This is a genomic window from Cryobacterium sp. N22, from assembly GCF_002929555.1.
Taxonomy (GTDB): domain Bacteria; phylum Actinomycetota; class Actinomycetes; order Actinomycetales; family Microbacteriaceae; genus Cryobacterium.
The window spans coordinates 79427-96939 of the sequence record NZ_PJJP01000035.1; the positions used below are offsets into that span (position 1 = coordinate 79427).

A 17513-nucleotide genomic window follows, 5' to 3' on the forward strand; every position below is an offset into this window, starting at 1 on the left:
GATTCGCCGACTGTTGCGGGTGCACGTTCGTGCATCTCAAACGTCTCGGCGTGTTGCAAAAGTCAGTGCACCCGCACGCCCTCGTTGTGCTCCACCAGGTGCCAGGTGGCGCCCTCGTCGTCGCTCACCCAGCCTTCCCAGGTGTAGCCGTCTTCGGTGATCGAGGTGAAGTTCCAGCGCACCGGGCGGCCGTCGGTGCCGGTGCCGTCCTGGCGCAGGCCGTTGCGGTACGGGGTGGCGATCAGGTGGCAGTATTCGCCGATCGTGGGGGCGAAGGAGCTCACCCGCCAGGCGCCGGCCAACTGGTCGTAGACCCGCACGGCCGTGGCGACGGTCTCAACGCCCGACGGATGCGTGGTGCTGGCCTCGACCTCCACGTCTTGCACCGCGCGGCCGTCGAGGATGAACTGCACGATCCAGGTGAACTCGCGTTCGGTCCACTCCCCCGTGGCCTCGTCGAGCCGGCTGCCGTGCGCCGCCCAGGTGCCCACGAGCTGGCCGAACCGGCGCATGCGCCCGGGGTATTCCGGGGTGGGACCGTCGGCGATCAGCGCCTCGGCAAAACGGGACTCTGAGGTGGTCATGCCCCGATTTTACCGGGAGCACGTAACGCGCGCGTGAACGTCGTGTTCCAGGTTCCGCGAACCGTGAGCTAAGCACCTAAAAACGCGCCCGGAAGGTGCTTTTCTCTCAGTTCGCGAGCCGGGTCAGCCGCCGAGGCTGCCCGCATCCGTGGTGCCCACGTCGGTGCGGTGGAAGCCGAGGTGCGAGCGGGAGGCGGTGGGGCCGCGCTGGCCCTGGTACCGGGAGCTGTAAGAGGCCGAGCCGTAGGGCTTCTCGGACGGCGAGCTGAGCTGGAAGAAGCACAGCTGGCCGATCTTCATGCCCGGCCAGAGCTTGATCGGCAGGGTTGCCACGTTGCTGAGTTCCAGGGTGACGTGCCCGGTGAAGCCCGGGTCGATGAACCCGGCGGTGGAGTGGGTGAGCAGGCCCAGCCGGCCCAGCGAGCTCTTGCCCTCGAGGCGGGCGGCCACGTCGTCGGGCAGGGTGACGGCCTCGAAGGTGGCGCCGAGCACGAATTCGCCCGGGTGCAGGATGAACGGCTCGTCGCCCTTGGCCTCGATCAGCCGGGTGAGTTCGGGCTGGTCTTCGGCCGGGTCGATGAACGGATACTTGTGGTTATCGAACAGCCGGAAGAAACGATCGAGCCGCACGTCGATGCTCGACGGCTGGATCATCTCCGGGTCGTAGGGTGCGAGCGCGATTCGTTCCGCGTCGATCTGGGCCTTGATGTCACGATCCGAGAGAAGCACGGTGTCAGCCTATCGGCGGAGGGTTGATAGGATGGCACGGTTCCAGTGCAGCTTCGGCGGCTTGGACGCGCGGATGTAGTTCAATGGTAGAACTTCAGCTTCCCAAGCTGATAGCGCGGGTTCGATTCCCGTCATCCGCTCCACTTGTCGGTCCTGCACGCCACCGCTAACTTTCGCTTTATCGATTTCACCGGGCTCTCAGTCGATGAAACTCCACACTTTTGACGGCCGACCTTCGCCGGCCGCCGGCCCGGTTCGCGGCTCGGCCAGCCACCGGATTCGCTTCAAATCCCGTGCCAGGTTCGTCCGGTTCGTCTTCGGAGCCTTCGGGTCCGCAGCAGCCGCCAGGGCGTCCTGAACGTCCGCAGCGTCGCTGGTCTTGAACTCGTGTCCGAGAAGGGATTCCGTCGTCCCACGGTCCACCCAGAGCTTGTCGTGCACGATCCTGGCGCCGCGGTGGATGATGACGTCATGGTCAAACGGGAGACCAACCGACTCAGCCAGCGGGACCATCGTCACGCCCTCACCCACCTCGAATTTGTCGCCGAGGATGACGTACTTGGTGACGGACAGGGTCGGGCCGCGCGGGTCCCGGCCCGGGGTATCGAAGACGCCAACGTCACCGATGGCGCGGACGTACTCGCGCATGACGCCGGCCTTGTCGCGGAGGGCACGGTGCACGGCGTCATCCAGCAGTTCGCCGCTGACCAGAAGCACGCCAGGAAGGGCCAGTCGCCCCGCTGACGGCTCGAACTGGCGTCGGACGAGCGCCACTTCCACGTGCTTGGTCGAGCGACTGTACCGCAGCGCTACGACGTCGATGCTGATCAACGGCTGAGACATGCGCTATGCCGCCTTCTGTTGGTTGGTGTTGCGCTCGGAGCGAGCGGTCCGCTCTGCCTTGAGGGTGGCGCGGACGTCAGCGAACGACTGGTGCTTGTAGAAGTACCCATCCTCCCAGACGACCTCAAGAAGGCCGGTCTCAGCCTCTTCAGCTGTCCGCTCGTCGACCTGGTAGATCTCACCGTTCTCGTCGCGGTGGAGGGCGATGCGACCCTTGGCACTCTTCTTGCCGCCGCCACCGGTCTTCGGATCCTTCTGGATATCGGTGGAGACTCCGTCGACCATGCCCCAGGTCGCCTTGACAGCTGATCCCAAATTATCTCTGGTGGCCATCTGGTAGGTAAAGCTGCCGATGCCAAACACTACGTTGGTCGACGCCCACCCCTTGGCCTCGAGGCGCTGCATGATGCGCAGGGCGCGGTCGAGGTTGATGCTGTCGCCGTAAATGACGCCGATGTGGGGGTCGAGGACCTTGTAGCCCTGGTCGTTGACGGTGTAGCCGAAGATGTCTCCGAGGAGCTCCACGACGCCCTGGGCTTCGTTCGACATGCGACCGTGCGACTTCTCGTGCTCGTAGTAGCGGGCGTTGTCGAGGTGGGCGTCGTTCCGGTCGTCGGACACGTCCTCATCGGTCATGTAGGCGTTGTATTCACCGGTGACGATGTCGACTGGGTCGCCGGAGTCGGGGCGAATGACGAGCTTGCCGTCACGGGCGAGGATGCGGTTCTTGAGCCGTGGGAGCACCTCGGTGATCGCCGTGAAGAGGTCGTACCCGTCGGCGACGGCAGAGACGATGCCGGTCGGGAAGGTGTCGAGGATCTGTTCGAAGGTCTCGAGTTCACCCTTCTGGCCGCGGATGCACATGACGGAGTGTTCGGTCGCGGGGACCGACGCTGCAACCCAGCCGTTGTCTCCGGGGTAGTACCGGCTGATGTGGTCAATGGAAGGCATCGAGTCGGTGCCAAGGAAGCTGGTGAGGTGGCCTGCTCCGCTGGCTGCGGCACTACCGATGGAGCTCTGACCGCGCATCGAGAAGTCGTGAGCCTGGAAGTCAACTCCGGCGAGACCAGCGGGGTCGGTGCGGAGAGCCCACTTCTCGAGTAGCTCGCGGTATTCCAGGGCGATGGTAGCAACGGTTCCGGGGTGCCAAATGGAGGCGCTCAGCGGGGTTTCGATGTAGTTGGGCAGCCAGTAGAAGGCATCGTGGGTGTTCTCGATGGTGAGGGTGGCGACGCCGATGGGAGCCAGCGTACCTTCGGGCAGCGCCTTGATCTTCAGCGGGAGGTAGCCGAGCTTGTGGAGGGCTCGGATGTGTTCGCTACCGATGGGGTTCGGGCCCAGGTAGTTGGTGAGTGCCTCTTCGTAAAGGGCAACGACAAGATCCTCATCTGCTTCGAAGAATGCTTTCCACGTCTCCACGAGGTAGCTCTGGATGAAGGACTGCACCCCGAAGACGACGGCGTGGGTGGATCCGGGCATGTACTTGTTGCTGCGGTTGGTCCAGTTGATCAGGATGCGAGTCGTGCCCGTGTTGTTTCCCCGGCCACTGCCGGCCTGCGGGTACAGGGCCCGGTGCGAAAGCTTGTAGCCGTCGGTGTCGAGCAGCGCAGCGATCGGGCTGGCGGTGGTGATGCGTTGTGCGAGGCGAGGCATTAGTTGGTTCCAATCATGTAGGGAACGACGGGGATGACGCGGGCCGCGACATCGGGGTTGTAGGCACCGGGGTGTGAGTCGGTGGTGATGATCTCGCCGTACGAGTCGTTGAGTCCGGCGGCGGCTCCGGAGAAGATGCCGTGGGAAACGAAGAGGCCGAGCTGTTCGCGCGGGAGACCGGTAGCTGCGGCCAGGCCGCGGAAGGTGCCACCTCCGTCTGCAATGTCGTCGACCACGAGGTATTTGCCGTCGGCCGGCAGGTCGGGGCACTGGAAGTTGCTGAGGGCACCGGTGGCTTCAACACGGTCCTTGGTGGCGGTGTAGAGCGGCAGGTGGAGCGCGTGGGCGGCGTGGCCGGCGCGGACGGCGGCACCCATGTCCGGGGCGATGATGCCGGTGTACGTCGTGTCGTAGCCGCCGACGGCCCGGCGAACGAGGCGGGTGCTGTCGATGATCTGGAGGTTGTTGATGAGCGCGGGCATGACCGGCGAGTGCGGGTCGAAGCAGATGACGTGGTCGGCGCCGATGTCGTTGATGAGGCCGGCGTAGGCCTTGGCGCCGAAGGGGAGGCCGCGGTCGGCGCGGGCTCCGGGGAGGTAGGGGATGTAGGCGGTGGCCACTCCCCCGGCTGCGTGGACCATCTCGGCCCACATCTTCGCGGCTACATAGTCGTTGGCGTCGGCTCCGCGGATGATGCAGTGCTCGTCCTGCTCGGCGCCGGTCCCGCTGTCCTTGAAGTGGCGTTCGCCACCCGGAAAGGTGAACGGTACGAAGCACGAGTCGACGGGAAAACCGTTGGCCTGTGCGCGGAATGTGATGCTCATGTGTCGTCCCTCTAGTTTTCGTCTGGTTGACGATTACTAAACTGTAACACGCGCGGGGCAGTAATATTCCGATTGACGAAAACTATTTTCAGGGACACCCTTTCCGCGGATGGTTACGGATGGGGTGGCATTTGCCTGGCTCTGCGACGTCTTCGTCTACCCCGCAGCACCATTAGATTCAGATGACACCAACGAAGGAGTACGCGATGAATCGCGCGATCGTCGAACGTGAGCTCACCGCGCCGGTTTCGCTGTGCCTGCCCGACGGGCGCCTCAACCCCGCCGCCGTCGGCTGGAGCAGAAAGCCTCTGCACGACACCGCTGGCATCGACGGCCGCAGCAGCTGGGGCCGCAACAAGCGCTGGGAGTACTGGGGCGTCACCACACCCACCCACATCGTGACGCTGACCGTCTCCTCGCTCGACTACGCAGCCGTGCACAACATCCTGATTCACGACCGGTTATCGGGAACGACGCTCGAACGCGGCGCCGTCGCACCGCTGGGATCAAGCGCCACGCTCCCGGCATCGCTCGGCGCATCATCCGCCCGGGCACGCACCCGGTCGCTCACGATCGACATCGACGAGGTGCCCGGCGGCACCCGCCTGCGTGGGCGCGCCGCGGGGGTGGCGTTCGACATCACTGCCGTGCGTCCGGCCGGCCACGAGGCGCTGGCTGTCGTGGTTCCGTGGTCCCCGACGCGCTTCCAGTACACCGTCAAAGACGTGGCCCGGCCGGCCGAGGGGTGGGTCGAGGTCGAGGGCGACCGGATTCACCTTCCCTCCGGCGACAGCTGGGCGGTGCTCGATCATGGCCGCGGTCGCTGGCCGTACCGGATGACCTGGAATTGGGGAGCGGCGTCGGGAGTCGTCGACGGACGCACGGTCGGCCTCCAGCTGGGCGGCCGATGGACGGACGGGACCGGTTCGACCGAGAACGCGGTGCTCGTCGACGGGGTACTCCACAAGATCAGCGAAGAACTCGACTGGGTCTACGACGAAGCCGATTGGCTCGCCCCGTGGCGCATTCACGGCGCGAGCCTCGACCTGCGCTTCGACCCGTTCTGGGACCACGCCAGCAAGACCGAACTCCTGGTCTTCGGCAGCCGCGGTCACCAGTGTTTCGGCCACTACTCGGGCTGGGTCGACACCGAGCTGGGCCGCATCCGGGTCGACAATCTGCTGGGCTGGGCGGAAGACGTGCGCAACCGCTGGTGACAGCGGCCATATGAACCGGGCGACTTCGACCCTCTACGGTGTCTTCGCCGAGGCGGCGATCACGGAGGGCAGGAAGCCAGGATAGGCCTGCTCCATATCGTCGAGCCGGAGGAGGTTCATTCTGGACGTGCCGACGTAGTACTGGTGCAGCACGCCCGCCTGACGCAGGGCGGTGAAGTGGTGCGTGGCCGTTGACGCCTTGACGGGCAGCTCGATGGCGCCACAGCTGAGGGCATCGTCGGCGCTTGCCAGTTGCCGCAGGATGCTGAGTCGCACCGGATCCGCGACGGCGGCGAGGACTCGAGCGAAGTCGAAATCGGCGATGCCGGGTTCGTCGGTCATCTCGTTGACTCGTGCCATGTTCATCCTCCTGTCAGCCTCACAATTCTACGAGGCGCGCCCTCCCCCACCGCCGTCGTCGGTTTCAGCCGACTTTGATGACAATCTTGCCGAAGGCGCCGCGCGCGAGCTGGTCGTAGGCCGCGTGCGCGTCGGCGAAGTCGTAGACGGTGTCGATGACGGGCGTGATGTGGTGCTCGTCGAGGAACCGAACGAGGTCGTGGAACGACCTGCGGTGCCCGACGGCGATGCCCTGAATGTGCGTCTGGTGCCAGATGACATCCATCAGGTCCAGCGTCGCGCTCTGCCCGTCCAGGAATCCGACGACCGCGACCATTCCGCTGCCTCGAGCGGCCCTGATCGAGTCCCGGAGCCCCTCACCGCCGACGACGTCGATGACGAGGTCGACGCCGCGACCGTCGGTCAGCTCGAGTGCCGCGGCCGCCCAGTCCGGCGTCGTGCGGTAGTTGATGGTGTCGGTGGCACCCAGCTCGCGGGCTCGGGCGAGCTTGTCGTCGCTGCTCGAGGTGGCGATCACGCGGGCGCCCAGCGCCGAGGCGATCTGGATGGCGAAAATCGACACGCCGCCGGTGCCTTGAACGAGGATGGTGTCGCCGGCACCGATGTCGCCGTACTCACGCATCGCGAACCACGGGGTCAGGGCGGCGATCGGAAGCGTCGCCGCCTCCTCGTCGCTGAGATACGGCGGCGTGGGCACGACGGCGTCTTCACTGAGCACCTGGTACTCGGCGAGTCCTCCACCGAGCGGGCCGCCAACCTGGAAATCGGCGTACTCAGGCAGCCACGGGCCGTCTTGCCAGGTTGAGTAGAAGTGCGAGGTGACCCGGTCGCCGACCGCGTACTTCGTCACCCCGGAGCCGGTCGCCGCAACGACGCCGGCGAAATCTGCGACCGGGATGAGCCCCTTGGGCATTTTCTCGGGAGCGTAGATGCCGTCCACCAGGGCCTTGTCGCGGTAGTTCAACGACACGGCCGAGACCTTGATCAGCAGTTCGCCGGCGGCGGGTTCCGGTGTCGGGATTTCGTGCAGGTTCAGGTTCTCGAGACCGAAGTCGTCCAACATCCAGGCGCGCATGTGTTCCTTTCGTTTGGCAGGGCACTGCGCCCCACCTCCTCCATCATGCGGCTTATTTCGATCTACGTCAAATATGAGACAGATCGAAATAACGAGTCGCGCGGTTCGTCACCCGGCCGCCCGGCGAGCGACGATCGCCCCGTGGGGGCGGGTGCCGGGCCCGGTTCTGGTGTGGGTTTCGACGACGTCGAACCCGGCAGCACGCAGTTCCACGCTCAGCGCGGCGATGGGCCAGCGGTAGGCGGTGACCACGGCGTGATCGAAGGGCTCCAGTCGCGCACCGTCGAAAAAGCCCAGCAGCAGGCCGCCGCCCGGGCGCAGGCAGCGGGCGAACTCGGTCAGCGCGGCTCGAACATCCGGCGGCGGCAGGTGAATGACCGAGTACCAGCTCAGGATGCCGCCGAGCGCCGCATCCGCCACGCCCAGTGCGTCGAGGGTGCCCTCCCGGAAGGTCACCGTGGGAAACCTCTGGCTCGCGAGGTCGATGAACTCAGGCACCATGTCGACACCGCTCACCTCGACGCCGCATTCCTGGAGGAACCGGCTCCAGTGCCCCGGGCCGCAGCCGGCATCGATGACGGGGCCCGCCACCGTTCCCGCCCAGGCCTCGACCAGCGCCCGGTCCGACGGATGCACCGCCTCCATCGATCCCAGCGCCACGGTGTATTCGGCCGCACGGCGGCGGTACTCCTCGCGCACGCGCTCGTGCGGCCGGGCCGCGTCAGGGGTCATCCGGTCAGGTTACGCGACGCAATCCTGCGTCCGCCCGCACCATCGTGAGGCACAATGGTGCCCATCAGTTCCGCGAGCGGAGGACAGCATGACCGGCGACACCCAGGACGAACCGATTCAGGCCCAGCACAGCACGACCGAAAACGACAAGGTGGCGGGCATCCTGCTGCAACAGGAAGCGGACCTGGCCGGCCACGACGAGGCCCAGGTCCTGGTCGCGTTGCGCCAACGCTTCGCCGACGGCGGCCATGAGGTGCCCGAGGAGGCCCTCAGGGAACACGCCCGTCGCATCGCTGCCCTCGAGCCGAACGACTTCTCGAAGGAGTAGGCGCAGCGGGGCACCTCGCCGAAGATCCCGCGCGCTACGGCAGTAGCGCGTCCAACGACGGGTGCAGATGCTTCGTGCCGAGGGCAATGGTGGCCTGCGCGGCGGCGGCAGTGAGCGCCGTGGCCCTGGATGCGCCAGACAGGGTGGCATCGAGGAAGCCCGCGAAGAACGCATCGCCGGCACCGTTGGTGTCCCGAACCTCCACGGGCACAGCGGCCACCCGGTGCTGCCCCTCGGCGTCGAAGGCCATGGCACCGTCGGCGCCGAGGGTGCACACGACTGCCGTGGCGCCGGCCTCCACCCGGGCGCGCATGAAGGCCGACGGGTCGCTCATCCCGTCGGCGTTCATGAAGATGTAGTCGGCCGCCCGGATGAACGGCTCGTGGAACTCGGACTGGCCGTCGTAGTCGTGGACATCGGTCCAGATGGGAACGCCGGCCGCGATGGCCGTGGGGAGCAGGGCCCGGGACGTTTCGGAGAGGTCCATCACCAGGGCCGCGGCGCCCCGGCTCATCGCCGCGAACTGGGCGACGTCGGGTTCGGAAAACGCCGGCACCGAGAGGTACACGGACACCCGCTCCCCCGCCCGGGTCATCAGGTTCAGGTGCCGTTCGCCGGCGCCCGGCACCACCGGCGCGGTCACCCGGATTCCCGCCGACTCGAGAGCGGAGCGCACCCGGCCCGACGCATCGTCGTCGCCGAGCAGGGTCTGGCACGCGACCGTGCGGCCGAGCCCGGCCAGGTGCAGCGCCTTGCCCGCAGAGGTGCCGCCGACGGTCTGGAAATCCTCCAGGGCGAAGGTGACATGCGGGCGCGGCTCCGGCAGCTGATCAAGGTAGACCAGGGTGTTCCACGACACCGGTCCGCACACAACGATGTGGTCCACGCCCATATTGCCCTCCGTCGAGACTGTGCTGATCCGCTCAGGCTACGGGACGCCTCACCGGTAGGGGCGGAAGAACTCGCGCAGTTCCCGGGCGTACAGCTCGGGTTCCTCGAGAGGCGCGAAATGCCCGCCGCGTGCGGGCTCGGTGGCACGCACGACGTTCGCGGTGCGCTCGAGCCAGGCCCGGGGCGGTCGCACGAGGTCGGCGGGGAAGATCGAGAAGCCCGACGGAACCTCTACCCGACGGGCGAGTTGGGCGGGCGGAATCGCGGCGTTCGCCGCGTACATCCGCATCGACGACCCGATGGTGCCGGTGAACCAGTAGATGGAGAGGTTGGTGAGGATCTCGTCCCTGCTGAACGCGCTCTCGAGGTCACCGTCGCAGTCGCTCCAGGCCCGCAGCTTCTCGACGATCCAGGCGGCCAGTCCCGCCGGCGAATCGGTGAGCCCGACAGCCGCGGTCTGCGGCTTGCTGCGGTGCATGGCTGCGTAGGCGCTTTCGGCCGCTCCCCAGGCCGCGCCGGATTCCAGCCAGACGCGCTCCTCCGGGGTGAGGTCGGCGGGGTCGCCCGAGTAGTGGGCCAGGCCCGCGTCCGTGCGGTGCACCGCCACGACCCGGTCGGAATGGTCCAGCGCGAGGTAGCGGCTGACGTGGCTGCCGATGTCGCCACCGGCGGCGCCGAACCGGGCGTAGCCGAGCCCGCCCATCAGCTCGGCCCACAGCCCGGCGACGGCGATGGAGTCGAGCGGAGCCGCCGGGATGTCTGAGTAACCGAAGCCGGGTAGGTCGGGCGCCACCACGTCGAACGCGTCGGCGGGGTCGGCGCCGTGCGCACCCGGGTCGGTGAGCAGCGGGATCACCTTGGAGTAGCGCCAGAACGAATCCGGCCAGCCGTGGCTGAGCACCAGCGGCAGGGTGGGGCCGACCGGCGCGACGGCGCGGGCGTGCACGAAGTGGATGCCCAGGCCGCCGACCGGCGCCTTGAAGCGGGGCAGCCGGTTGAGCGCGGCCTCCTGCGCGGGCCAGTCGAAGCCATCCGCCCAGTAGGCGACGAGTTCGCGGAGGTAGGCGACGTCGGTGCCGAGCGACCAGCCGGCGTCCGCGGGGGCGTCCGGCCAGCGGGTGGCCCGAAGCCGGGACCGGAGGTCATCGATTACGGCACGAGCGGTGACGGGAGCGAACGGCTCTGGCTGGAGGGCGGAATCTGGCATGGTCATAGTCTGACGCGCTCATGGAACTCGGTGTTGCTGGCCCAGAGCTGATCCGGGACGCGCAGAAGGCCCGGGGTGACCCGGGCCGTGTCCGCGATAGCGTCCCGGGCTCAAGGCTGCGTGGCGGGGAGTCCGACGAGGTCGCTGCTGACCTGCCACAGTCGCGCCGCCGCCTGGGTATCGTACGAGATCTTGTTGGAGTCCTTGGCCTTGCAGTTGGCGAAGTACCGGCCCGAAACCCCCGTCACGTCCGGTGACGCGGCGAGGTAGATCGGCGTTGCGGCACCCTTCGCTGGGCTTCTCATGAAACGTCGGGCCAACCCGCTCATCATGGCGAAGAACCTCGCTTGGTCCTCGGCGCCGAAACCGGTATTCGTAACGCCAGGGTGCAATACGTTTGCGGTCACCCCGCTGCCCGAGAGGCGACGGGCGAGCTCGTAGGTAAACATCACGTTCGCCAACTTCGATTGGTTGTAGGCCCGCTGCCCCGAGAAGCTGCGCGCGCCCTGCAGGTCGTCGAAATCGATCCGGCCCATGGCCTGGGCGCCGGATGAGACGGTGACGACTCGAGCGGGCGCGCTCACCTTGAGTCGCTCCAGCAGCAGATTCGTGAGCAGGAACGGTGCCAGATGGTTCAGCGCGAAGGTGTGCTCCAAACCGTCGGCCGTGACATGCCGGTGTGCCCAGAACCCGCCCACGTTATTAACCAGTACGTCAAGGAACGGGTAGGCGACGAGCACTTCTGCCGCGAGCCGACGAACCTCGGCCTGGGAGGACATGTCGGCGGTGAACACATCCACGGCTTCATTGCCCGACATCGCACGGATGTCGACTGCGGCGGCCTCTGCGCGGGTGGCGTCGCGGCCGACGATGCCGACTCGGGCACCCAGCTGAGCGAGCCCGATTGCGGTGGCCTTGCCTATCCCGCCGGTGCCGCCGGTGACAAGGACCGTCTTGCCGGTCATCGGGGATTGCGTGCTGTCAGTCATTGCCTTCTCCCGACTCGTCTCAGAGGTGTGCGATAGGGCTGCCGTCGAGCTGCGCGAGCAGGTCGGCCGCGTCGTCGTAGACGGCGATGGCACCGGCGCTGAGGAGTTCTTCGGCCCCGAACCCGCCGCTGAGCAGCCCGATGCAGTCGACCCCGGTGCGCCGGGCCGCCTCGACGTCCCAGACCGAGTCGCCCACCATGACCGCGTGTGCTGCACCGACCGACACCTTCCCCAGCGCCGACTTGATGATGTCGGGGTCGGGCTTGGCGGTATCGACGTCTGCCGACGAGGTCACCGCCGCGAGGTGCTCGTCGGCGTCGAGCAGGGAGAGGAGCAACGTGAGTTCCTCCTCGGGCGCCGAGGTGGCCAGCACCACGGCGTGCCCCCGACCGGCCAGCGCGGCGAGGAGGTCCTGGGCGCCGGGGATCGGTCGGAGGCGTTCGGCCCGGGCCAGGTAGAACTCGGTGTGCTTCTCCTTGGCAGCCCCACCTACCGCGTCGGCGACGTCACCGCCGAGCAGGTGTCGCAGCAGCATGCCGGAGTCCATGCCGATGGCGCGGTGGATGCGCCACACCTGAACCGGATGCCCGACGGCGACGAAGGCGCGATCCCAGGCATCGATGTGGAGGTAGTTCGATTCGACGAGGGTTCCGTCGATGTCGAGGAGTACCGCGGTCCGAGGCTTCGTCGAGGAGTTCATGCTCCTAGCCAACCCCGGTACCACTCACATTGGCAATGGCCGCCGAGAACTCCCCCCGCTGGTGAGCTGCGGTCAGTTCTGCTCCGCCAGGGCGGACACGAGCGCGGCGGTGACCGCGACGCTTGATTGCGGGTTTTGACCGCTGATCAGATTGCCATCGCGAACGACATGGCTCGACCACGGTGATCCGCTATCGATGACGACTCCCCGATTGCGAAGCACGGTTTCGACGAACCACGGGCTCTTGACTCCCGTGCCTCCCGCCAGTTCTTCTTCATCCGTGAAAACAGTGAGTCGTCGTCCGGCAAAAACGAAACTGCCATCCGCCGCGGTTGCGCTCAGCAACCCCGCCGGACCGTGACAGAACGGGGCGATGAGCGCGCCGTGTTGGTCCGCAGCGGTAAGGATCGCACCAAGCGATTCGTCGGTTGCGAGATCGGTCATCGGGCCGTGACCTCCCGGCAGGACCACAGCGGAGTATTCGGAAACATCGACCGTGTCGAGTGCAATCGGAGACTCCAGAAGATCATCGATGGACGCGAGGTACGTCGTCCAGGTGGAGTCGTCGCCGAGGGACCCGGGGTCCACCGTCGGACGGATGCCGCCCGGGGTGGCGATTGCGACAACGTGCCCGGCCGCAGTCAAGTCGCGATGAGCGACGACGAGTTCTTCGGCCCAGAACCCGGTCGGGTGTACGGTGCCGTCGGCGAGAATGAGCGATTCGGCCGCAGTAACGACCATCAGAATATTTGACATGCGTTGAGTCTGCGTGCCGGCCGCGGGCATTCGCGATCAGGTAATTTCACCCGCCCATTCGATTGTTTGGCGGAGCTGGCTGATGACATCTGCGTTGCGCACCGATTCTCCGGCGCGAACGGCGAGGTACACGGTGTTGAGGGGCGGCATGACGGGCTCGAATAACACCACCAGGGTGCCGGCACGGAGCTCCTCAGCTATCAGGTACAGCGGCAGAACCGACATGCCGATGCCGGACACCACGGCTTCCCGAATTCCCCGCAGGTCGGGGATCACGGCGGCGACACTCAGCTCAGAGGGCCCCTGCTGGAAGACTGTGCGCCAGTACCGCCGCACGATTGGAAGGTCGTGATCGAAAACGACAACGGGGATGTTGACGAGGGACTCGAGTGCATGGTCGACTCCTGCCCAGCGGGGCGCACCGACCAATGCGAAGATTTCGTCAAACAGGGGCGTGCTCTCGACTCCCTGGACTCTCGGTCGGATCGAACTGATGACCACGTCGAGACGGCCTGCGCGGAGGCCTTCTAGGAGCTCGGCGGCGAGGCCGAATGTGACGTTGATTTGGGAGGCCGCACGACGGGAGACCGTTTCTAGCCTTGGCAGAACCACTGTCGTGAGCAACTCGGCCGGCCCTCCGATGTACACCGTTCTCGCCGTGCTTTCATTCTCAGTGCCCAGCGAAGAAATGTCGTCGAGGGCATCGATATGCCCTGCCACCTCGCGTGCCAGCTGGGCTGCCTTCTGCGTGGGGATGACGCCGGATCTGGTGCGTGTGAATAGCGAGTACCCCAACTGCGTCTCAAGGGCGTGGATGTGCGCAGTGGCGGTCGGCTGGGACATGCCCAGTAGCGACGCCGCCTCAGTCAGCGAACCGGCCCGGTAGACGGTGACGAACGTGCGAAAGTGATCGAGCGACGGACTTGTCATGGTCCTAACGAGGCTACGGTCAATCAGCGATTGCCATGTTCTCGTTCGCGCTCACGACCATCGCGTTGGTCTGGATATCGATCGTCGTCACCGACCACTGGGAGACCCTTCCGACAAACCTCGGACTGTTCGCCTTCGGAGTCGGTCAGGGTGCCTTGGTCACGCTCGTGTTCAAGGTGCTGGTCACTGCGGCGCCAAAAGAGCTCACCGGCGACGTCGGCTCGGTACGCGGCACTACCAAAACCTCGCACCGGCCGTGGGAGCCACCGTGGCGGGCGCACTCGTCGACAATGTGGACCTCCCACCGGGGACGTGCTTTCCGAAACAGACGCGAATCGCCCGCCGTCTAGCCCTGCCGGGCCCCACCAGCGCCCGCGGCTGGGTGCCATTCTCTACTCGGGTCGGAGCGGGCGGGACCACGCTACCTCTCGGCTGAGCTGGCCGGATTCGGCGAAGAGGCGCACCTGGTGGGTGCTGGCGAGAGCCCGGGCGAGGTCCTCCCGGTCGGCAGTCTCGAAGCCGAGCTTCTGCCAGAACGGCCCGGACCGTCGGCTGAACAGCCATGCCCGCTGTGCTCCGCTCTCCGCCGCCTTCGCCAGGGCGAACAGGGCCAGCCGGGTGCCCTCCCCCGCGCGCTGGGCGAGTGGATGAACGGCCACGCTCCGAATGAGCGTGTGCTGCTGGTCACCGCTGAGTTCGAATCCCGTGCTCGCCACGATCTCGCCGGCAGCATCCCGTTTGATCCAGATGTGCACCGTGGGAGCGTCAAGCCCGCTCAGGGTCAGATCGACCTCGCGGAGGAAATCGGTCAGGTCGGGCGTATCGCCGGGGGAAGCTGGGGCGAGGGACGACATGCGCCCCAGGCTACCGGGGCGGCTCACCGCAGTACTCCGCTGGTCAGGCTTGTCGGGGTCTCGACAAGCTCGACCAGCGGGGTGGGCTCGGGCGGCGGGGGGTGCCGGGGGTTAGGAACGCACCGACTTGCGCTCGTAGATGACCATCGACCAGACGTAGCCGATGACCGTGATCACGATGCACCAGCCGACCGCGAGCACCGGGTTCCAGCCGAGCGGGGTGCCGAGCAGCAGGCCGCGGAGGGTTTCGACGATCGGTGTGAACGGCTGGTACTCCGCGAACCACTGCAGACCGGCCGGCATCGACTCGGTCGGCACGAAGCCGCTGCCGAGGAACGGCAGCAAGACCAGCAGCAGCGGCAGGTTGCTCGCCGTCTCCACCGACTTCGCCTGCATGCCCATCCCCACGGCGATCCAGGTGATCGCGAACGCGACGAGGGCGATCAGGCCGAAGGTGGCGAGCCATTCGATGGGGGTGGCGGTGGGCCGGAAGCCGATCAGCACACCGACCGCGAGGACCAGTGCGACGGCGATGATGGCCTGAATGGTGTTGCCGAGAACGTGCCCGGCGAGCACCGACGCGCGGGAGATCGCCATGGTGCGAAACCTCGCGGTGATGCCCTCGGTCATGTCCATCGAGACCGTCGTGGCGGTGCCACCGGCGGTGCCGGCGATGGTGATCGCCAGAATGCCTGGCATCACGTAGGCGAGGTACGCCGCCCGGCCGCCGGCCGCGTCCACGCCCGGCAGGCCGGCCCCGAGGGTGCCGCCGAAGACGAAGACGAACATCAGCAGGATCACCACCGGACCCACGATGGTGAACACCGACAGGCCCGGGTAGCGGATCATGTGCAGCAGGTTGCGGCGCAGCATCGTGATCGCGTCGGTCACGACATAGGACTGATGATGGGTGCCCTGCACGGTCGGGCGCGGGGCGGTGATGGTGGTCATGACTCTGTTCCTTTCGTGTCGACCCGGCCGGACGATTCCTTCGTGCCGGTCAGCGCGAAGAACACGTCATCAAGGTCCGGGGTGTGGATGCTGAGGTCGTCGACCTCGAGATGGGCCGCATCGAGGCGGCCCAGCATCGCGCGCAGCGCGTGGACGCCGCCGGCGCTGGGCACGGTTAGTGCGAGCCCGGACTCGTCACGGGCGGACCCGTCAAGCAGGCGGGCGGCGGCGTCGAGCGCCGCGGCATCCGCGAATCGGAGCCGGATATGACCACCCGGCACGAGGCTCTTGAGCTCATCTGGTGTGCCGTCGGCGACGATGCGGCCGCCGTCGAGCACCGCGATGTGGTCAGCGAGCTGGTCCGCCTCCTCGAGGTGCTGGGTGGTGAGCAGCACCGTGGTGCCCTCAGCCACGAGGCCGCGCACGATGTCCCACATGGTGTGCCGGCTGCGCGGGTCCAGGCCCGTGGTGGGCTCGTCGAGGAAGATCACGCTGGGCGTCGCGACGAGAGTCATCGCGAGGTCGAGGCGGCGGCGCATGCCGCCGGAGTAGGTGGCGAGCGGCTTGCGGGCGGCCTCGACGAGGTCGAACTGCTCGAGCAGCTCGGCCACCCGCGCCTTCGAGCGCTTGGCGCCGAGGTGGCGCAGCCGGGCCATCAGCAGGAGGTTCTCCTCGCCGGTGAGCAGGCCGTCGACCGCGGAGAACTGGCCGGTGAGGCCGATCGCGGCGCGCACGCCGTCGGGGTCCCGCGAAACGTCGCATCCCGCGACGGTGAGGGTGCCGGCATCCGGCCGCACGAGTGTGGAGAGGATGTGCACGGTGGTGGTCTTGCCGGCGCCGTTCGGGCCGAGTAGCGCGGTCACGGTGCCCGAGTTCACGGTGAGGTCGACGTCGTCGAGCACGGTCTTGCTGCCGTAGGACTTACGCAGCCCCTGCACGGCGATCGCGGTGGTGGTCATGATGTTCTTCCCTTCGTTTCGGCGCGCGCTCAGCGCGCGCGGTGGATGCTGATGTCGCCGAACGCGGTGCGCGCACGCACCGCCACGGTCTGCTCGGACGGGTCGGGGGCGGTGTCGCCGGCGAGCTCATTGCGCAGGCGCCCGTTCTTGGAGGCCAGGTCGAGCCAGGCGGGAACGCCCTCACGCACGCCGATGTTGATCTGGCCGAAGCCGCTCTCCACCTGCACCGATCCGCTGGAGATCTCCCCCAGCTGGATGCTGCCGTAGGCGGTCTTCGCCGACACGGCGGCGAGCGCCCGGGTGATCTCGAGGTCGCCGTAGGAGAGCTTCGCGTCGAGGTCGCCGCCGGACTCTCCGATGGTGATATTGCCGTGCGATGCCTTGAGGACGGCGTTGCCGGTGACCGTGCCGATGCGGAGCTGACCGTGATCGGCCGTGATCTCGATGTCTCCCTCGGCGGCACCCAGGGTGGCGTTGCCGTTGCCGGCGCGCAGCCACAGGTCGCCGGTGGTGTCCACCTCCGCCGCGCCGTTCGAGCATTTGATGCGGGTGGCACCAAGGCGGCCGGTTGCGCGCACATTGCCCGACGAAATCTCGGCCGTGAGCCGCGATCCCGTCGGCAGCTCGATGAGAATGTCCACCGACTCGCTGGGGCCGATGATGCTGAAGCGGGGCTTCGGAGCGGTGATCGTCAGCCGCTGGCCGTCGAACTCCACCTTGGTCTCCTCGGCGCCGCGACGGTCGACCGCCTTGGCCGGACTGGTGGGCGACACCGTCACGACGGTGTCCGTACGGTCGCCGGCCACAACGTCGATCGCGCCGACCGGCAGGTGGATGGCGAGATCGATGGGAGTGGGGGTGTTGTAGGTGGGCATGCTGATGCGTCCCTCTCTGTGGGCTATGCGATTTCGGGTACAACGGACCGACCCCG

The 17513-nt window shown here is 67.1% G+C and carries 21 protein-coding genes and 1 tRNA gene; 4 read left to right on the forward strand and 18 right to left on the reverse strand.

From position 1 onward, the window contains the following. Positions 1–62: 62 nt before the first annotated feature. Together CXY76_RS10635 and dcd are read right to left on the reverse strand one after the other, a co-directional pair. Complete coding sequence (locus CXY76_RS10635; protein WP_104164256.1) at positions 63–584, reverse strand: hypothetical protein; 522 nt, start codon at positions 582–584, stop codon at positions 63–65. A 123-nt stretch (positions 585–707) separates the two neighbouring features. After that, positions 708–1313 (reverse strand): dCTP deaminase, encoded by a 606-nt coding sequence (gene dcd / locus CXY76_RS10640; RefSeq protein ID WP_104164258.1) that lies wholly within the window; start codon positions 1311–1313, stop codon positions 708–710. Positions 1314–1382: 69 nt separating this feature from the next. Between dcd and CXY76_RS10645 the strand changes: the two genes are divergently transcribed. Continuing rightward, positions 1383–1456, forward strand: a tRNA-Gly gene (locus CXY76_RS10645). A gap of 55 nt (positions 1457–1511) precedes the next feature. Here the strand turns inward: CXY76_RS10645 and CXY76_RS10650 are convergent. From CXY76_RS10650 to CXY76_RS10660, 3 genes are read right to left on the reverse strand one after another with little or no spacing between them, the layout of a single operon-like run. Then, positions 1512–2144, reverse strand: a complete 633-nt coding sequence (locus CXY76_RS10650; protein WP_146073431.1) for an NUDIX hydrolase — start codon at positions 2142–2144, stop codon at positions 1512–1514. Between the two features lie 15 nt (positions 2145–2159). Then, a complete protein-coding gene (locus CXY76_RS10655; protein WP_104164262.1) occupies positions 2160–3809 on the reverse strand; it encodes a nicotinate phosphoribosyltransferase in 1650 nt (549 codons plus the stop codon). Further along, the gene (locus tag CXY76_RS10660; RefSeq protein WP_104164264.1) at positions 3809–4633 is read right to left on the reverse strand and encodes a phosphoribosyltransferase family protein; all 825 of its coding nucleotides are present in this window, start codon (positions 4631–4633) and stop codon (positions 3809–3811) included. Before CXY76_RS10660 ends, CXY76_RS10655 begins: the two co-directional genes overlap by 1 nt. Positions 4634–4839: 206 nt before the next feature. Here CXY76_RS10660 and CXY76_RS10665 point away from each other — a divergent pair, with 206 nt between their 5' ends. Further along, positions 4840–5850, forward strand: a complete 1011-nt coding sequence (locus CXY76_RS10665) for a DUF2804 domain-containing protein (protein WP_104164266.1) — start codon at positions 4840–4842, stop codon at positions 5848–5850. 33 nt (positions 5851–5883) lie between these two features. Here CXY76_RS10665 and CXY76_RS10670 read toward each other — a convergent pair whose 3' ends face one another. The 3 genes from CXY76_RS10670 to CXY76_RS10680 form a co-directional block, all read right to left on the reverse strand. Then, complete coding sequence (locus CXY76_RS10670) at positions 5884–6210, reverse strand: helix-turn-helix transcriptional regulator (protein ID WP_104164553.1); 327 nt, start codon at positions 6208–6210, stop codon at positions 5884–5886. A gap of 64 nt (positions 6211–6274) precedes the next feature. Further along, on the reverse strand, positions 6275–7285 hold the full coding sequence (locus tag CXY76_RS10675) for an NAD(P)-dependent alcohol dehydrogenase (RefSeq protein ID WP_104164268.1): 1011 nt from the start codon (positions 7283–7285) through the stop codon (positions 6275–6277). Between the two features lie 108 nt (positions 7286–7393). Further along, entirely contained in the window at positions 7394–8017 is a 624-nt protein-coding gene (locus CXY76_RS10680; protein ID WP_104164270.1) for a class I SAM-dependent methyltransferase, read from the reverse strand. Positions 8018–8105: 88 nt separating this feature from the next. Here CXY76_RS10680 and CXY76_RS10685 point away from each other — a divergent pair, with 88 nt between their 5' ends. Continuing rightward, complete coding sequence (locus tag CXY76_RS10685; protein ID WP_104164272.1) at positions 8106–8345, forward strand: hypothetical protein; 240 nt, start codon at positions 8106–8108, stop codon at positions 8343–8345. Positions 8346–8379: 34 nt separating this feature from the next. Here the strand turns inward: CXY76_RS10685 and CXY76_RS10690 are convergent, their stop codons facing one another. The 6 genes from CXY76_RS10690 to CXY76_RS10715 all read right to left on the reverse strand — a co-directional run bounded on the left by CXY76_RS10690 (position 8380) and on the right by CXY76_RS10715 (position 13818). Next, a complete protein-coding gene (locus CXY76_RS10690) occupies positions 8380–9237 on the reverse strand; it encodes a carbohydrate kinase family protein (protein ID WP_104164274.1) in 858 nt (285 codons plus the stop codon). Between the two features lie 48 nt (positions 9238–9285). Beyond that, entirely contained in the window at positions 9286–10443 is a 1158-nt protein-coding gene (locus CXY76_RS10695) for an epoxide hydrolase family protein (RefSeq protein ID WP_104164555.1), read from the reverse strand. A 110-nt stretch (positions 10444–10553) separates the two neighbouring features. Next, positions 10554–11408 (reverse strand): SDR family oxidoreductase, encoded by an 855-nt coding sequence (locus tag CXY76_RS10700; protein WP_104164276.1) that lies wholly within the window; start codon positions 11406–11408, stop codon positions 10554–10556. Positions 11409–11451: 43 nt separating this feature from the next. Beyond that, positions 11452–12132 carry an HAD family hydrolase gene (locus tag CXY76_RS10705; protein WP_104164278.1) on the reverse strand — a complete coding sequence of 227 codons (681 nt, stop codon included), beginning with the start codon at positions 12130–12132 and terminating at the stop codon, positions 11452–11454. A gap of 72 nt (positions 12133–12204) precedes the next feature. Further along, a complete protein-coding gene (locus tag CXY76_RS10710; protein WP_104164557.1) occupies positions 12205–12888 on the reverse strand; it encodes a type 1 glutamine amidotransferase domain-containing protein in 684 nt (227 codons plus the stop codon). 36 nt (positions 12889–12924) lie between these two features. Continuing rightward, the gene (locus CXY76_RS10715) at positions 12925–13818 is read right to left on the reverse strand and encodes a LysR family transcriptional regulator (protein WP_104164280.1); all 894 of its coding nucleotides are present in this window, start codon (positions 13816–13818) and stop codon (positions 12925–12927) included. A gap of 35 nt (positions 13819–13853) precedes the next feature. Here CXY76_RS10715 and CXY76_RS10720 point away from each other — a divergent pair, with 35 nt between their 5' ends. After that, positions 13854–14168 (forward strand): hypothetical protein, encoded by a 315-nt coding sequence (locus tag CXY76_RS10720; RefSeq protein WP_233199703.1) that lies wholly within the window; start codon positions 13854–13856, stop codon positions 14166–14168. 42 nt (positions 14169–14210) lie between these two features. Here CXY76_RS10720 and CXY76_RS10725 read toward each other — a convergent pair whose 3' ends face one another. The 4 genes from CXY76_RS10725 to CXY76_RS10740 all read right to left on the reverse strand — a co-directional run bounded on the left by CXY76_RS10725 (position 14211) and on the right by CXY76_RS10740 (position 17457). Further along, positions 14211–14672, reverse strand: coding sequence for a GNAT family N-acetyltransferase (locus tag CXY76_RS10725; RefSeq protein ID WP_104164282.1), 462 nt, complete (start codon positions 14670–14672; stop codon positions 14211–14213). A 111-nt stretch (positions 14673–14783) separates the two neighbouring features. Further along, complete coding sequence (locus CXY76_RS10730; protein ID WP_104164284.1) at positions 14784–15623, reverse strand: ABC transporter permease; 840 nt, start codon at positions 15621–15623, stop codon at positions 14784–14786. Beyond that, positions 15620–16582, reverse strand: coding sequence for an ATP-binding cassette domain-containing protein (locus tag CXY76_RS10735; protein ID WP_104164286.1), 963 nt, complete (start codon positions 16580–16582; stop codon positions 15620–15622). Before CXY76_RS10735 ends, CXY76_RS10730 begins: the two co-directional genes overlap by 4 nt. 29 nt (positions 16583–16611) lie before the next feature. Further along, on the reverse strand, positions 16612–17457 hold the full coding sequence (locus CXY76_RS10740) for a DUF4097 family beta strand repeat-containing protein (RefSeq protein WP_104164288.1): 846 nt from the start codon (positions 17455–17457) through the stop codon (positions 16612–16614). Positions 17458–17513: the final 56 nt, after the last annotated feature.

Excerpts from the sequence above, each read along its gene's own strand:
- CXY76_RS10635 (WP_104164256.1), bottom strand. The coding sequence starts at position 584 with ATGACCACCTCAGAGTCCCGTTTTGCCGAGGCGCTGATCGCCGACGGT.
- CXY76_RS10655 (WP_104164262.1), bottom strand. The coding sequence starts at position 3,809 with ATGCCTCGCCTCGCACAACGCATCACCACCGCCAGCCCGATCGCTGCG.
- CXY76_RS10660 (WP_104164264.1), bottom strand. The coding sequence starts at position 4,633 with ATGAGCATCACATTCCGCGCACAGGCCAACGGTTTTCCCGTCGACTCG.
- CXY76_RS10665 (WP_104164266.1), top strand. The coding sequence starts at position 4,840 with ATGAATCGCGCGATCGTCGAACGTGAGCTCACCGCGCCGGTTTCGCTG.
- CXY76_RS10670 (WP_104164553.1), bottom strand. The coding sequence starts at position 6,210 with ATGGCACGAGTCAACGAGATGACCGACGAACCCGGCATCGCCGATTTC.
- CXY76_RS10675 (WP_104164268.1), bottom strand. The coding sequence starts at position 7,285 with ATGCGCGCCTGGATGTTGGACGACTTCGGTCTCGAGAACCTGAACCTG.
- CXY76_RS10680 (WP_104164270.1), bottom strand. The coding sequence starts at position 8,017 with ATGACCCCTGACGCGGCCCGGCCGCACGAGCGCGTGCGCGAGGAGTAC.
- CXY76_RS10685 (WP_104164272.1), top strand. The coding sequence starts at position 8,106 with ATGACCGGCGACACCCAGGACGAACCGATTCAGGCCCAGCACAGCACG.
- CXY76_RS10690 (WP_104164274.1), bottom strand. The coding sequence starts at position 9,237 with ATGGGCGTGGACCACATCGTTGTGTGCGGACCGGTGTCGTGGAACACC.
- CXY76_RS10695 (WP_104164555.1), bottom strand. The coding sequence starts at position 10,443 with ATGCCAGATTCCGCCCTCCAGCCAGAGCCGTTCGCTCCCGTCACCGCT.
- CXY76_RS10700 (WP_104164276.1), bottom strand. The coding sequence starts at position 11,408 with ATGACCGGCAAGACGGTCCTTGTCACCGGCGGCACCGGCGGGATAGGC.
- CXY76_RS10705 (WP_104164278.1), bottom strand. The coding sequence starts at position 12,132 with ATGAACTCCTCGACGAAGCCTCGGACCGCGGTACTCCTCGACATCGAC.
- CXY76_RS10710 (WP_104164557.1), bottom strand. The coding sequence starts at position 12,888 with ATGTCAAATATTCTGATGGTCGTTACTGCGGCCGAATCGCTCATTCTC.
- CXY76_RS10715 (WP_104164280.1), bottom strand. The coding sequence starts at position 13,818 with ATGACAAGTCCGTCGCTCGATCACTTTCGCACGTTCGTCACCGTCTAC.
- CXY76_RS10720 (WP_233199703.1), top strand. The coding sequence starts at position 13,854 with ATGTTCTCGTTCGCGCTCACGACCATCGCGTTGGTCTGGATATCGATC.
- CXY76_RS10725 (WP_104164282.1), bottom strand. The coding sequence starts at position 14,672 with ATGTCGTCCCTCGCCCCAGCTTCCCCCGGCGATACGCCCGACCTGACC.
- CXY76_RS10730 (WP_104164284.1), bottom strand. The coding sequence starts at position 15,623 with ATGACCACCATCACCGCCCCGCGCCCGACCGTGCAGGGCACCCATCAT.
- CXY76_RS10735 (WP_104164286.1), bottom strand. The coding sequence starts at position 16,582 with ATGACCACCACCGCGATCGCCGTGCAGGGGCTGCGTAAGTCCTACGGC.
- CXY76_RS10740 (WP_104164288.1), bottom strand. The coding sequence starts at position 17,457 with ATGCCCACCTACAACACCCCCACTCCCATCGATCTCGCCATCCACCTG.